The sequence below is a fragment of the Phycisphaerae bacterium genome, from assembly GCA_012729815.1.
Lineage (GTDB): Bacteria > Planctomycetota > Phycisphaerae > JAAYCJ01 > JAAYCJ01 > JAAYCJ01.
On record JAAYCJ010000202.1, the window covers coordinates 1 to 13,772 of the forward strand.

General features: G+C 64.2%; 12 protein-coding genes. 2 read left to right on the plus strand and 10 right to left on the minus strand.

The features are described 5' to 3' along the window. The first annotated feature begins 151 nt into the window (after positions 1 to 151). Positions 152 to 2,791, plus strand: a complete 2,640-nt coding sequence (locus GXY33_13550; protein ID NLX06158.1) for a glycoside hydrolase family 5 protein — start codon at positions 152 to 154, stop codon at positions 2,789 to 2,791. A gap of 12 nt (positions 2,792 to 2,803) precedes the next feature. Here GXY33_13550 and pgsW read toward each other — a convergent pair whose 3' ends face one another. From pgsW to pgsB, 3 genes are read right to left on the minus strand one after another with little or no spacing between them, the layout of a single operon-like run. Next, positions 2,804 to 3,949 carry a poly-gamma-glutamate system protein gene (gene pgsW / locus GXY33_13555; protein ID NLX06159.1) on the minus strand — a complete coding sequence of 382 codons (1,146 nt, stop codon included), beginning with the start codon at positions 3,947 to 3,949 and terminating at the stop codon, positions 2,804 to 2,806. Next, a complete protein-coding gene (gene pgsC, locus GXY33_13560) occupies positions 3,946 to 4,407 on the minus strand; it encodes a poly-gamma-glutamate biosynthesis protein PgsC (GenBank protein NLX06160.1) in 462 nt (153 codons plus the stop codon). Before pgsC ends, pgsW begins: the two co-directional genes overlap by 4 nt. After that, entirely contained in the window at positions 4,404 to 5,600 is a 1,197-nt protein-coding gene (gene pgsB, locus GXY33_13565; protein ID NLX06161.1) for a poly-gamma-glutamate synthase PgsB, read from the minus strand. Before pgsB ends, pgsC begins: the two co-directional genes overlap by 4 nt. A 258-nt stretch (positions 5,601 to 5,858) precedes the next feature. On the opposite strand from pgsB, the gene GXY33_13570 reads away from it, so the two are divergent. Beyond that, positions 5,859 to 6,914 carry a Gfo/Idh/MocA family oxidoreductase gene (locus GXY33_13570; GenBank protein NLX06162.1) on the plus strand — a complete coding sequence of 352 codons (1,056 nt, stop codon included), beginning with the start codon at positions 5,859 to 5,861 and terminating at the stop codon, positions 6,912 to 6,914. Positions 6,915 to 7,031: 117 nt separating this feature from the next. Here GXY33_13570 and GXY33_13575 read toward each other — a convergent pair whose 3' ends face one another. The 7 genes from GXY33_13575 to GXY33_13605 form a co-directional block, all read right to left on the minus strand. Next, positions 7,032 to 7,628 (minus strand): hypothetical protein, encoded by a 597-nt coding sequence (locus GXY33_13575; protein ID NLX06163.1) that lies wholly within the window; start codon positions 7,626 to 7,628, stop codon positions 7,032 to 7,034. Between the two features lie 193 nt (positions 7,629 to 7,821). Next, a complete protein-coding gene (locus tag GXY33_13580) occupies positions 7,822 to 9,375 on the minus strand; it encodes a sodium/solute symporter (GenBank protein ID NLX06164.1) in 1,554 nt (517 codons plus the stop codon). A gap of 73 nt (positions 9,376 to 9,448) precedes the next feature. Beyond that, positions 9,449 to 10,354 (minus strand): N-acetylmuramic acid 6-phosphate etherase, encoded by a 906-nt coding sequence (gene murQ / locus GXY33_13585; protein ID NLX06165.1) that lies wholly within the window; start codon positions 10,352 to 10,354, stop codon positions 9,449 to 9,451. 55 nt (positions 10,355 to 10,409) lie between these two features. Next, positions 10,410 to 10,811: a hotdog fold thioesterase gene (locus tag GXY33_13590; GenBank protein ID NLX06166.1), complete on the minus strand. Its 402-nt coding sequence runs from the start codon at positions 10,809 to 10,811 to the stop codon at positions 10,410 to 10,412. Between the two features lie 32 nt (positions 10,812 to 10,843). Then, the gene (locus GXY33_13595; GenBank protein NLX06167.1) at positions 10,844 to 12,013 is read right to left on the minus strand and encodes an anhydro-N-acetylmuramic acid kinase; all 1,170 of its coding nucleotides are present in this window, start codon (positions 12,011 to 12,013) and stop codon (positions 10,844 to 10,846) included. Positions 12,014 to 12,162: 149 nt separating this feature from the next. Continuing rightward, positions 12,163 to 13,074 carry a hypothetical protein gene (locus GXY33_13600; protein NLX06168.1) on the minus strand — a complete coding sequence of 304 codons (912 nt, stop codon included), beginning with the start codon at positions 13,072 to 13,074 and terminating at the stop codon, positions 12,163 to 12,165. A gap of 70 nt (positions 13,075 to 13,144) precedes the next feature. Continuing rightward, the coding region (locus tag GXY33_13605) for a hypothetical protein (GenBank protein ID NLX06169.1) at positions 13,145 to 13,772 on the minus strand (628 nt) is incomplete at its 5' end.

Sequence of the window (13,772 nt, forward strand, 5' to 3'; positions counted from 1 at the left end):
GCTTGACTGGATGGTAGAGAGCGAGAATATCCGGTTCCTTCACGATCCGTCGGCGGTCCTGTCGTGATGCGGCGCATTTCCTGCGCACGACCACCGGCCGTATCAAGTGCTTCGGCAGTCAAACTAGATTTCCCTTGCAAGGAGAGTCTTCATGAAGCTGTCCGCCGTGCTGCTTGGATTTGTTCTCTCTGTTATTATTCTTTTCTGCGGCCTCGCCGTCGGCCAGACGTCGCAGCCGACCTACACGTTTGATCCGGTCGCGACGTGCATGTCGGGCGACGCGCCGGTGGTGGAGATTCCCGGCCAGGAAGGCGTCAAGGGCGTTCAACTGCCCGCTGAGATGGGGCAATTCGGCAATTACGACTTCGACTTGAAGAGAACGTTTCCCGTCGGCCGCTACCAATTGCATTGCACGCTCTGGTCGCTCGAAGACCGCCCGGCGCGGGTCGCGATCTATGCGGGAACGGCCGACGGTTCACACCTCCAGATCACCTGGCCGCGGGATTGCCCGGCCGGAAGCTCAATCGACGTCTCAGCCTACTTCTATGCGACCAGCGAATTCTGCCGCCTGGTCGTCAAGAAGATGGAGGACGTGTCGGCTCCGTCGCAAGTGGTGACGAAGCTGGTCCTCACCGACACCGGCCAGCGCGAGTATCCGCGACTCGAAGGATACTGGATGGTCATGCAATACCCGGCGCCGTGGGGGCTGCGAAGTCCGGTCATCGAGGCGAAGCTGGACGAGGCCAGGCAGATATACACGACGGACTTCGGGCAAGCGATCAAGGACCTGCCCGAAGTCGAGGCTTGGATGGACCGGCGCAGCGTCGCCGCCGATCTCTGTGCCCGCGCCGATGACCTCTTGCGGGCGGTACGCCTGACCAAAGCGTCCGGCCTGAACGAGACGACCGGCGCGGTCGGCGAAGGCGTCGAGAAGCTCAAGCTCGCCGTAGCCCAGAACCGACAGACCGACATGGAGCAATTGAGCGACGATCTGGCGAAGATGCTGGACGGTCTTGAAGCCGCTGTAAACGAAGCCGTCGGCGGGATCGTTCGGCCGGAACTGGGAACCGATATCTTCACCTGGGTCAAGGACTGGCGGCTGGTCGGGTCCGGCGGAGCCAAGGAGTACAGCGAGCCGACGCCTTGGCGGATGGCCTACGACGACCAGGCCGTCATCCGGCTGATGGCCGTCGGTGGAAAGGTCGATCTCGAAAGCTCCTGGACCACCAGCATCTACCGCGGCGAAACCATGGACGTGATCTACTCGGTCCTCACGCCGATGACCGTCATAAAGATGAAGACCAACCGGCTGACCGTCTCAACGTCCGGCCTGGCGTTCGACGGCGATCCGGCGAGCGAACTCAAGACCAGACAACGGGCCGACCTGATCTCCGCTACCACGCGATACGTGTTCCTCTTCGACGCCCAAGCCGTCGTCCGATGGTCCAACGGCGAACTCGTTCTCGAATTCGAGAAACCCGCGACCGTTGGACTGGTTCGGTTCGGCAGGGACAAATCCGTCGACGGCGAGACTCTCGACTTCTATCGGGCGCTGCTTGCCAACCCGCCGGTCCAGTGCGTCCAGATTCAGCGCGGGCGGAACGTCGAACAGATCTTTGAGGGCCTCTCCGGACCGCCGAGCATCGCGCCGGTGCCGCACCTCGTGCGGCTGTCTCAACAGCCCCAGAGCAAGCTCAAGGTGAGATTCGACGCGCCGGTCCGCACCGCCGCCGGCGGATTCGCCTTCGTGCCCGACGCCGATCGCTTCAGCTACGAGCTGCCCGATCGGCGGTACGCCCACACCTGCGGCATCAACGTGCATGACGTTCTGATGGACGATAACCTCTACAAGGAACTCAAGTCGCTCGGCTGCAGGACGATCCGTCTCGCCTGTGGTGCCGACATGCCGTGGGAGGCCGACAATCCGGACAGGATGAAGGAGATGGTCCAGGGTCATCTGCGGCGGGCCCGCGAAGCCGGCGGCCTGACCGTCGGCATCGATATGCACGGCCTGTGGCAGCCCAACGACCTCTCGAACGAAAAGGGATTCAAGGATCCCGCCCTCCTGGCCGAGTTCATCAGACGATGGTCCATGATCATCTCGTGGTGCAAGCCGTTCGACGACGTGATCGGCTGGTACGACCTGATGAACGAGCCGCACATCTTCTACGAGCGCGAGTCGGTCGAGCCCTTCGTGCCGTTCATGCGAAAGGCCATCGCCGCGCTTCGGCCGCTGGCGGGCGAGACGCCGTTTCTCGTCGAGTGCGTTAACATGGCCAACTCCGTCGGCCTGGAGTTCTGGCGGGATCTGGGCGACGAGAACATCATCGTCGGCTACCACGACTATTGGCCGCACATGTTCACGCATCAGCGGTGCGTCGAGCCGGGCGACCCGTCGATGCCCGCGGTGTTCTATCCGAGCTTCATGCCCGCGATTGCGTGGGAGACTCCGAGCTGGCGCAGCGCGAGCCCCGACTGGCAGTACTGGGATCGCTGGAAATGCGATCAGCTCAGCCTGCCCGTGATGCGGCTAATGATCGGAAAGGATCTGACCTTCGACTGCGGCGAATACGGCGTGGTCGGATACGCCGGCCAGACCTCACCGCGATCCGGCGTCCTGTGGCTGGGTCACACCCTCGAGCGCTTCGCCCGACTCGGGATCAACCACAACGCCTGGGGCGTCTCGGGCGGGTTCACCTGGAACACCCCTGAAAGCAGGGCGGAACTGCTGCGGCTTTGGAAGCGGTACGCGGACCAATCGCCGCCGGCGGCGGAGACACCCTCGCCCTGAAGTCCGCGGCCGTCAGATGCTCGGCTCGATGTGTCCGCCGGCCTTTCGCCGCGGCAGGCTGTGGATGATCAGGTGGCCCCACTCCGAGCGGATGAACGCGTAGAGGGCGAAGAAGATCAACGCCAGGCTCCCGCCGGCCAGGTACGGATTGTACTGCCGCCGGACAAAGACGGTCCCGACGCCGACCGAGGGAACGCTGGTCGGCTGAAGGGGAAAACCGTATTCGGTGGCGAGCCGGTCGATGTTGACCATGTGGATGACGGGCAGCCCTTCGCTGCTGAAGCGGGCCATGACCGAGTCGATGGCGACGGCGCCGGGCGGCAGGCGGTAGTTCAAGCCGGAGTGAAAGAGGGTCTTGCCGACCTTGGTGCCGACCGAGACGGTGCCGCCGCCGATGCTGATGTAGCACTTGATGGGGAGTTCGCCGGCGGCTTCGCGGTAGAGATTCATTCGCTTTTCGATGCTGTCCTCGTAGTTCTTGGGCTTGAGCAGCGGCACGCCGGACTCCTGGATTCGCTCGCTGATCAGCCGGCGGCCCTCAAGCGGCATGCCGAGCCCCTTGTCCTCGATGCCGCCGATCGAGGCGGCGAGGGAGCGGAAGGGGAAAATGCCCCGCTCGTAGAGGACCTTTTCCATGTCGATCCAGAGGAATTCCGGATCGTTGGCCCCCCACTGCGACGCCGAGATGCTCGAAATGATGATGGGCCGGGCGCCCATGGCCTTGAGGGCGGCGTAGGCGCAGATGTTGAGGGCGGGGAACGAGCCGGACGGTCCCATCGCGACCACGTCGCCTTCCTCGACGCCCGCCCGATAGAGCAGGTGGACGAAGACGGCGGCGAAGTTGGGGTTGATGGAGGTCTGCTTGGCCTCCAGCTTGCCGGTGTTGCTGGTGACCGGGCTGATGAGCTGTCCGATCAGGCCGCTCTCAGCCGGGTCGGCTTCGAGGACCAGGTCCGGGTCGCGACGGAGCCGCTCCTCCTTGACCGTCTGGAACGCCTCGAGGGCCAGCAGCGACGCGGTCATCTTCGCCTGGTAGGCCGGCTGGCGGGCCTCGGCCTGGAAGAACTCGACGGTCAGCAGGGACACGAGGGAAATTACAGCCAGCAACAGCAGGACGCTTTCGGAGATGCCTTGGGGACGCCAGTAGACTTTCCTCATCGCTGCAGCTCCGCTCCGACGAAGATCACCAGGATCAGGCGGACCACCACCGAAGCGGTCACCAGGGCGCTGAAGGTCTGCAGGATGCCCTGGCGGTCGATCCAGATCGCGATCAGGCCGGGAATAATGAATCCGATGACGGTGAACTGGTCTTCGGGCGCCAGCGAGGTGTGGCCGGCCAGTATCTCCCGCAGGATCGCCCCGATCAGGTAGCCGACCAGGATCATCAACACGGTGCGGCGCTTGCCGTAGATGATGACCACCGACGCCAACGCGTGGACGATCGCGAAGGTGGCCAGCGCCGCCACCAGCGTGACTCCGACGTCCAGCGGACGGGTCAGGTACAGGGCGATGTAGCCGGGCACGACCATGCCGCCCGGAGCCAGCCCGAACACCTCGGAAAAGATCAGGCCGACGGCCAGCCCGATCCCGATCGAGAGAGGCAGCATATCGATCATATCGCCTCCTGCATCATGCTGCGATTTTGGAAGTATTGCACCATTTCCAGGCCCTGGCCGCCGATGTTCCCCATGCCCATCACGAGCATGGACTTGCCTCCGAGCCCGACGAGGGTCTCGAAGATCCGGTGGACTTCCTGGTTTTCGACGAAGGTGATTTTCATCAGGTCCAACCCGCCGGCGGCCGCCGCCCGGGCGAAGATGAAGGTGCCAGTGCCCATCAGAACGTAGTTGTCGGCCGGCCGCCACGACGGGCAGACCTCGCCGAGTTGCCACGAGCGGTCCGGCCGGTCCGCCCGGCAGTTGAACAGGGCGACCCGCCGGTCGACCTGCGGAAAATGCTCCAGGGCGATGTTCCAGATCCGCTCGGTGGACTCCGGGTCGTTGGCGGCGAAGCCGTTGATGAAGATGATCCGCCGGCCGAAGAACTCGACCTGGTAGACCTTCATCACACCGGGGTCCGGGGTGGCCGCCCACATGCCGCGAAGGGCGGTCTGGCGCTCGACGCCGAGTTCCTGGCAGACTCGCAGGGCCAACGCGATGTTCTCGCGGTGCTCGACGTAGGAAAACCCGGCGAGTTCCTCGTCGGTGACCGCTGCGAAGTCCTTTTCATTTACGCAAACCAGCCGCGAGCCCCGGTCTTCGGCGGTGTGCTCGAAGATCTCGCGGTGGCGCTGCTCAGCGGTGAAGAGGGTGCCGCCGAGGGGGGTCGAGCCGGCCAGAGCCAACGCCACGTCGCGCTCGGTCGGCCCCATCACGTCGAGGTGGTCGGCCCGGGCGTTGGTGATGACCCCGTGCGTGCTACGGACCAGCCGCGACTCGCTGATCCACTGGAGTCGCGGCAGCAGGGCCATGCACTCGATGACCAGCGCCTCGACCCCGGAGTCGGCCGCCCGATCGAGGATGCGGACCTGCTCGATCACGTTGGCCCGGGCGGGCCGGAAGATCGGATACTCGAAGCCGTCGGGCAGGATCATCCGCGGCAGCGTGCCGGTGGTCTTGGCGCAGGTGCGGATGCCGCCTTCCCGCAACCCGGCTGCGATCAGCCGGGCCACGCTGGATTTTCCGCGGGTCCCGTTGACGTGGATGCGAATGGGGATTCGGCGCAGGTTGCGCCGGTGAAGCAGTCCTTCGATCAATCCGATCGCGACCAGCAGGACGACCGTCCCAAGCACCAGCCACGTACCGGTCATGTTCGTTTTCCTCGACAAAGCCGCTGGGAAACCGGAGGAGGGGGCCGGTTTATTCCGGAGATCATAGTGTCGCAACCGGCCGCTGTCAAGCGGCTGCCGCCGGCCCGCCGAGGCCGGAGGGCGGAAACCGGCGATTTCCCCACGTGAAAACGACGTTCTTCCGGAGCGAAACGGCTAGAATTAGATTTGTTGAATCGAGGCGGGAAACCGGTACAATACCGCGGAAGTCGGCAGAAGCCAGATCAAGGAGAAGCGCAGATGGCCAAGGGTTCCAACAACACGGTTCGGATCGGATTCATCGGAACGGGCGGGATCGGTTCCTATCAGATCAGCCACCTCAAGAAGATGGAAAACGTCGAGGTGGCGGCGGCGGCGGACCCCAGCCAGGCCGCCCTCGACCGCGTCCAGCGGGAGTACCAGGTGGGCAAGGTCTCGACGGACTGGCGCGAGGTGGTCAAGATGGATGACCTGGACGCCATCAGCGTCTGCACGCCCAACAAGCTCCACTACGAGCCGACCGTCGCCGCCCTCAAGGCGGGCAAGCACGTGCTGTGCGAAAAGCCTTTGGCCATGAACGCCAAGGAAGGCCGGGAAATGATCGCCGCGGCCAAGAAGCACAAGAAGATGCTGCAGATCGCGTTCCAGTGGCGGTTCACCTCGACCGCTCAGATGCTGCGCCGGGCCAACCTCTCCGGCAAGTTCGGCAAGGTGCTCTACGTCCGGTGCCAGGCCCTCCGGCGCCGCGGTATTCCGAACTGGGGCGTGTTTGGTCAGAAGGAACTCCAGGGCGGCGGACCGATGATCGACATCGGCGTCCACATTCTGGAGATGGCCCACTACATCATCGGCTCGCCCAAGCCGATCTCCGCGAGCGGGGCGTGCTTCACCTATCTGGGCAACAAGAAATCCGACACGATGTGCCAGTGGCCCGGCTGGGACTACAAGACCTACAACGTCGAGGATCTGGCGGTGGGGCTGGTCCGGTTCGAGGACGGCAGCGCCCTGGTGATTGAGTCGAGCTTCGCCGCCCACATCGAGAAGGACGAGTTCAACGTCCAGATCATGGGGACCGAGGGCGGCGGGACCTACAGCCCGCCGATGCTGTTCAGCGACGAGGCCGGGTACATGATGAACATGCAGCCGGCGTACGTGGGCGAGACCGACGGGTTTGCCTACAAGATGAAGCACTTTGTCGACTGCATCCGGGGCGTTTGCCCGTGCGAGGCGCCCGGCGAGGACGGCTTGATGGTTCAGACGATGCTGGACGGCATCTACGAGTCGGCCCAGAACCGCCGCGAAGTCGCGATCAAGTAAGTCGGCGTCGCTCGTCCCTCGACTTCCTACGGAGAAGGACGCGGAACGCGCGGAGCACTCGGAAAAGGTGGGATTCCCGAGAAGTGTCCGTCGGAGCGGCGGGTCTGCGCGTGCCGTTTAGCGCTCGGTCTTGCCGCGTTTGCGGCCGGGGCGGAGGGCCGACCGGGACGTCGTCGCCACCGTTCGGCTGTTGCTGACGAACTCATCGAGATCCTGGAACAGCCACACCGACCGCGGCACCTCGCGCCCCGACGAGTCGTGAACCGCCAGGCGGCAGTGGTCCACCAGGTAGCGTACGGCGAAGCGGTCGCACATCGCCTCCTTGCGGTGCGAGTTGCGCCGGGCCCGGTGGATCAGGTAGTGATAGAACTCGTGAAGGAAGACGAACAAAGCGAGCTGGTAGGCGTTGACGGCCTTGACGTGATAGGTCGGCTTCCACCACGAGAGGCCCACCGTCTTGGCCCGGGCGATGGAGGTGTCGATCCGGAAGGGATAGCGGTTGCGCCGGCCGAGGTTGATGTAGATCCGCGGCGGGTTGGAGGCGAAGGTGCCGGAGTAGACCGCGCCGCGGGAGTATCGCACCACGACCTTCAGGCGGCCGGACGCCCATCCGGCGGTCGCCCGAAGGAACATGCCTTCGAGTCGCGAAGACGACAGCTCCGTGCGGTTCACGATCTCCATCGTGCCCTCGGTATTCTCTTTCGTATCGCTCACGTCGCGCAGCGTTCTCCGTAACACCCGCCGAAGATTCGATCGACCGTCGCACGATCGGTCCGCGTTTCGCGGGCCCGCATCCGTCTTCGGCATCAGTAAGTGTATAACCGCGACCAAGCGGCTGCAACCGCGAAAAACCGGTCGGCTCGCCGTGCCGCGATTGCGGATCGGTTACGGTTGTCCGTCATGGACTTCAAGAACTGCGGTCGAGGGCTCTTTCTGCATCAGGGGCAACATGCTCCGCATGGCGTGCGTGCCGCTCGACCGAGTGCGGCCGGTCTTTGCTCCACGCGGGACCAAGGAGCCAGGCCAGAATGAACGTCAGGGCCGTCCCCATGACGATGAGCCACGTCCAGCCGATCGCCAGCCGATCCGTTTCCGAGAGGATGAGCAGCGTTCCCATCACCAGGGCGCTGAAGATCATGGCTGGAGGATTACCGCGGTTTCCACGCCCCTTCGTCAGAATCCCCAACAGGAACACTCCAAGCAGACTTCCTCCCGTCACGCCGAAGATCTTGAACGCGAACCACAAGACCCCCTCGAAGTGCCGACACGCATAGGCCAGCACCGCGAGCAACAGTCCGAAGCCCACCACTCCCAGCCGCGACACCCACATGTAGTGCCTCTCCGACCTGCCTCGTCCGGTCAGAGGCCGGTAGATATCGGTCACGAACGAGGCGGACAGCGAACTCAATGGCGAATCGACGCTCGCCAGGACCACCGCGGCCAGGATCAGACCCTTCAAGCCGACCGGCAGCGAATGGACGACAAAGTGGGAGAGGATCCTGTCGGAATTCTCCGGCAGCGGCAGTTCCGGCCGCTGCTGGTAGAACACGAACAGCAGCGTCCCTACGGCCAGATAGATGCACGTGACGGGAAGAGCGGCAGCGATCGTCGAGATCAGCGCCTTTTGACTCGATCGGCGAGTCTTGACCGTCAGCAGCCGCTGCATCATTTCCTGGTCCGTCCCAAAGACGCAGAGTCCGACGAAGAAACCGTTCAAGGCCATCGCCCAGAAGGTGCCCGACTCCCCCAGATCCAGCCGGAAATCGAACAGACTGAGCCGACCGGCCTCACCGGCGACCCGCCAGACCTCCCCCAGGCCGCCGCTGATCTCGTACAGGAGGTATCCTCCCACTGCGCATCCCGCAATGCAGAAGATGATCGCTTCGAACGCCCCCGTCCAGACGACGGCTTTGATCCCGCCGAAGGCGATGAACAGGATGCTCACCAGGCTGAACAACAGGAGCGTCTGGGCCAGTGTCCATCCCATGATGACCGAAACGCCCAGACACGCCGCGTAGAGCCTGACCGCGGACGCCAGCAGCCTCGTGATGAAGAAGAACGCCGAACCGGTGTACTGCGTCGCCGTCCCAAATCGATGTTTCAGGAACTCGTAAATCGTCGTGCAGTCATGCCGGTAGAACACGGGAATGAACAGGAAGGCGATCACGATCCGGGCCACCGCCGATCCGACGAACATCTGCAGGTAGTTCCAGTTTTCCCCGTAGCCCACCGCGGGAACCCCGATGACCGTCACCGCGCTGACCTCGGTGGCCACGAACGACAGGCACGCCACCACCGCCGGAACGCTGCGCCGGCCGAGAAAGAAGTCCTGCGTGTCCGCTTCCCTGCGGCCGCTGAAGTAGGCGATACAGAACAGCAGGACAATCGCCAGGGCCAGGACGCAGATATCGACCCATCCCAAGGCTCCGGCAATGTTCTGTGCGAATGCGCTTTCGTCCATGATTCCGTGGGCAGCCGTTGGCTGTCAAAGAGTATGAATCGGCAAAGGGCGGGCCGCCCCTTCAGCCGAATTGTCACAACCGCCGATCAGCCAACGCTTTCCGCAGCGACCCGTCGGATTCGTCGAGGATGCGCCGGGCCTCGTCCAGGCCGACGTTCCGGCCGTGCATCACCAGCGCCGCTTTGACCCGGCCTTCCGCCCGGTCGATCAGCGTGCGGGCCTCCGGACGCGACAGGCCGGTTAACGTCATGACAATCCGCTCCGATCGCTCGCGAAGCTTTTCGTTGGTGGCCCGCAGATCGACCATCAGGTTGCCGTAGACCTTGCCCAGCTTGATCATCGCGGTGGTGGTCAACGTGTTCAAAACGAGTTTGGTCGCCGTGCCGGCCTTCATGCGGGTCGAGCCGGTGACGATCTCCGGCCCGACTTTCGGGCTGATCACCACGTCGACCTTGACCTGCTTGCGAATCTCCGGCGCGCAGGTGACAAACACCGTGGCGGCCCCGAGTTGGCGGGCCCGGTCCATCGCCCCGCGCACGTACGGCGTCAGTCCGCAGGCGGCGATGCCCACCAGCGTATCAGCAGCCCTGATCTTTTTCTTGTCCACCGCGGCAGCTCCGTCTTCGGGCCGGTCCTCAGCCCCTTCAGCCGCACGGACCAGGGCCCTTCGCCCGCCCGCGATGATCCCTTGCACCATCTTCGGATCGGTTCCGAACGTTGGCGGGCATTCGGACGCGTCCAGCACGCCCAGCCGTCCGCTGGTGCCGGCCCCAACGTAGAACAACCGGCCGCCACGTTTGAAGCGTTCGACGATCAGATCGACCGCCGCGGCGATCTGTCGTCGCTGTTTGGCCACGGCCGTTGCCACCTTGGCGTCCTCCGCGTTGATCAGGTCCACGATCTCCAGCGTCGAACGCCGGTCGATATCCCGGCTGCGAGGGTTGCGCCGTTCGGTCGTCAGTTTCGATCGATCCTGCATGGATGCTCGCTTTTATGAGGAATGCCGCCGGACAAACAGGCTGCCAAGCGTATCGCTACGGCAGCGCCAACGAATCCTTCTTTCTATACGCCAATCCCTGAAACACCGCCACCAGATCGCCCTTCTCGTCGCGCACCTCAGCGGTGTAGGTTCCCAGCCGCGGGTTACACGACAGCTCACGGGCCTCCGCGGTCAACACGCCGGCGTTGACCGCCTTGACGAACGAGATGCTCACGTTGATGGCGACCGCGACCGTGCCGTGCGAGTTGCAGGCCGCGGCGAACGCCAGGTCGGCCAGCGTGAAGATCGCTCCGCCCTGAATGGTGCCCACCGCGTTGAGGTGATTCTCGCCGACCGTCATCCGCGCCGTCGCCTTGCCCGGCGAGACCTCGACCAGTTCCATGCCATTGCTCGCCGCGAAATGGTCCTTCTTGAAGTACTCCTTGACCTTCTCCATGTCCATGCGGTTCCTCCTGGTTCGATGACGCATCAGCCGGGCACGATCTTGCCCAGCACCGTCGAATGCCTGGCGCCGGTGGCCGACGGCACGTTGTTGGGCCGGCTGCGGATTGCCTCGCGGGCGAGGATCGCGAACGAGACCGCCTCCTTCGCGTCGATGTCGATGCCAAAATCGCCGGTGGTCACCACCCGCGCCGGCGCCAGTTCGTCGCCCACCATGCCGACCAGCGTCCCGTTGCGGGCGCCGCCGCCGCAGAGGATCACCTGGTCGGGCTGACGCGGCAGGAACCGCCGGTAGGCCTCGGCAATGCTGCGGGCGGTCAGGGCGGTGACCGTCGCCAGCAGATCGTGCCGGTCCAAGCCCGAGTGCCGCCGCCAAAGCTCATCAGCAAACTGGACGCCGAAGGCCTCGCGCCCGGTGGTCTTGGGCGGGCGGCGGCGAAAGTACGGATGGCCCATCAGCTCCGCCAACAGCGTCCGATCGACCCGCCCGCGGGCGGCGAGGCGTCCGCCCGCGTCGAAGCGGGTCCGGCCGTCGGTCAACAGATGAACAATTCGGTCGATAATCATGTTGCCCGGCCCGGTGTCGAAGGCGATCACGTCTTCCGGGGAACCACCAGCCGGCAGAAACGTCAGGTTGGCGATTCCGCCGATGTTCTGCACGCAGCGGGTGATCTTGCGGTCGGCGAACAGCGCGTAGTCGGCGTACGGCACCAGCGGCGCGCCCTGCCCGCCGGCCGCGATGTCGCGCGGACGGAAATCGGCGACTACGGTGGTGCCGGTGCGCTCGGCGATCACCGACGGCTCGCCGATCTGGAGCGTCGAGCGGACCCGGCGGCCGCGAAACGGCTGACCAGCCGGGTCGTGGTAAATCGTCTGGCCGTGCGAACCGACCAGATCGATCGACTCGATAGAAACGTCGCACTTGCGGCAGAGCTTCACCAGGGCCTCGGCAAAGATCTCGCCGATCACGAAGTTCAGCCGGCAGATGGCATCGACCCGCGAGGTCTCCGGATCAAACAACCGAAATATTTCCGCGCGGACCGCTTTGGGATAGGCAAACGTATCGAAGGCCAGGACCGTCACGCCCTTGGCGTCGATATCGACGACGGCGGCGTCCACCCCGTCCACCGAGGTGCCCGACATCAACCCAGCCACCCGCAGGCGGGATTTGCGATTCAATTGGACAATACTTGGCATCACGACGCCGTCTCCATTTGACGGCTGTCATCATACCGTCCGCCGCAACGCTTCTCAACGCCTCCGCCTGCGGAGCCGCCGCCTTCGGCATGATCCTCTTTGGTCTCACTGACCGCGCCGTCCGGTCCGGCATGTCAGGACGATGGACTCTACCGGCTGCTCGTTTGCTCTTGTGGGGCGGCAGCGTCGTGGACCTTCTTTCTTGCCCGTTCGATTCGTCGGATGGCGGCCTCCAGATCACGCGCCCGTCCGGCTGTGAACCACCGGCGGAACGTATTGCGGCTGCCCGCGGACCACGCGGACGCGATCGGCCGCATTATCTCGAAATGCACGCTGTTCCGGTTGCCGTCTTGTTCGCGGACCAGCTTGCCGGCTGCATCCGAATCTCGCCCGTCGGCGAGCAGGCCGAAGAACATCTGATCGTCAGGATTGTACCCGGCCAGTGCGCCGGCGCCATCCACCGGCCCCTCGTAGATTGGGTTCCTGTTCGAATCGCTGACGGCAAACTCCTTCGGTTCGATGTCCGCGAACGGCGCGACCAGAGCGGTGGCGAACACAGGTCGCGTGACTCGTGCGGCAAAGCTCAGCCCGCTGAGGCTGGACCCTATGCCGCTGTAGTTGTTGGGCCGTCCGTTGCGATGGGGAGAGAAGTCGGTGTCCTGCTCGGGAATCAGCGTCAGCGTCTCGCAGCCGACGCCGTCGTCGTCGAGACGCAGCTCGTATTCGTACTTCATCCAACTGTCGAAACGGCCGTAGAGGGCGCAGTACGACCGGCCGCTGACCCGCACCCGCTGCCCGTCCCTCGCTCGCCGGTTGACCGCCTCATCGATGGAGTGAAAGCTGTACGTATAGCCGTCCCAGCCGTAGGAGAACACCCGGATGAACCCCGGATAGTGGTCGCGGATCACCAGTTCATGGTCGTCCACTTGCAGGCTGGCGATGGCGAGTTGTCCGACGCGGCGCTCGTCGAGCCAACGAACCTGATCCTCACTGAGTTTGCTGTTGTCCGTGGTGGAGGCTGGATCGTTGCCGTAGCCCAGCAGCGACAGTTCCATCCGCACCGGCGCCCTCCGGGCGGTCAGGGCGACCGACCAGGGTGGAGTTACGCCGGACGGCTTTGGACTGTCCTTTCTATCGTCCGGACCTATGGCTGTTTTTTTTATCCGTCACGTTCGGATCGACGGTGCTCTTGATCTCAACCAGGCCCGGACCCTCCTGTGGACCTTCCGGTTTTTCGGCGCGGATGAAGACCGATTTCCATATCCCGCCCTCAAGGTGCGAGTCATAAAGCCGCACGACCAGGTGGTTCGGCCCGTTCCACCTGATGCGCTCGGTGATGTCGAACTCGAAAGAGGCTTCCCACCAGATTTCGGGATAGTCCTTCTCCAGATGATCGCCGATCAACTCCCCGTTCAGGTACACCCACGCCTCATCGTCGGCGGCGCCGATGTGCAGGACGATCTTCTTGCCCTTCCACGCAGGCGGCAGTTCGAAATCGCGGGCGTACCACGCGTAGCCGTCGTAGTTGCTCATGCCCGGCAACCCGCTGGTCTCAAACCGGCTGGGTACGCCGATCTCTTGCCAGACGCTGCGGTCCGTCTCCGGGCCTTCCCACTTGCGATCCACCCCCTTGTTCTCCGGATCGGTGGCGAACCGCCACGTTCCATCTAGGCTCAAGACGGCCGCTGCTTCGCCCGTGTCGCCCGACGCAGCCAACTCGTCCAGCCGCTCCCAGCGGGCCTTCGTCTCCTCCATGTCC

Excerpts from the sequence above, each read along its gene's own strand:
- pgsB (NLX06161.1), bottom strand. The coding sequence starts at position 5,600 with ATGACCGGTACGTGGCTGGTGCTTGGGACGGTCGTCCTGCTGGTCGCG.
- GXY33_13580 (NLX06164.1), bottom strand. The coding sequence starts at position 9,375 with ATGGACGAAAGCGCATTCGCACAGAACATTGCCGGAGCCTTGGGATGG.
- GXY33_13590 (NLX06166.1), bottom strand. The coding sequence starts at position 10,811 with ATGGAGAAGGTCAAGGAGTACTTCAAGAAGGACCATTTCGCGGCGAGC.
- pgsC (NLX06160.1), bottom strand. The coding sequence starts at position 4,407 with ATGATCGATATGCTGCCTCTCTCGATCGGGATCGGGCTGGCCGTCGGC.
- murQ (NLX06165.1), bottom strand. The coding sequence starts at position 10,354 with ATGCAGGATCGATCGAAACTGACGACCGAACGGCGCAACCCTCGCAGC.
- pgsW (NLX06159.1), bottom strand. The coding sequence starts at position 3,949 with ATGAGGAAAGTCTACTGGCGTCCCCAAGGCATCTCCGAAAGCGTCCTG.
- GXY33_13570 (NLX06162.1), top strand. The coding sequence starts at position 5,859 with ATGGCCAAGGGTTCCAACAACACGGTTCGGATCGGATTCATCGGAACG.
- GXY33_13550 (NLX06158.1), top strand. The coding sequence starts at position 152 with ATGAAGCTGTCCGCCGTGCTGCTTGGATTTGTTCTCTCTGTTATTATT.
- GXY33_13595 (NLX06167.1), bottom strand. The coding sequence starts at position 12,013 with ATGCCAAGTATTGTCCAATTGAATCGCAAATCCCGCCTGCGGGTGGCT.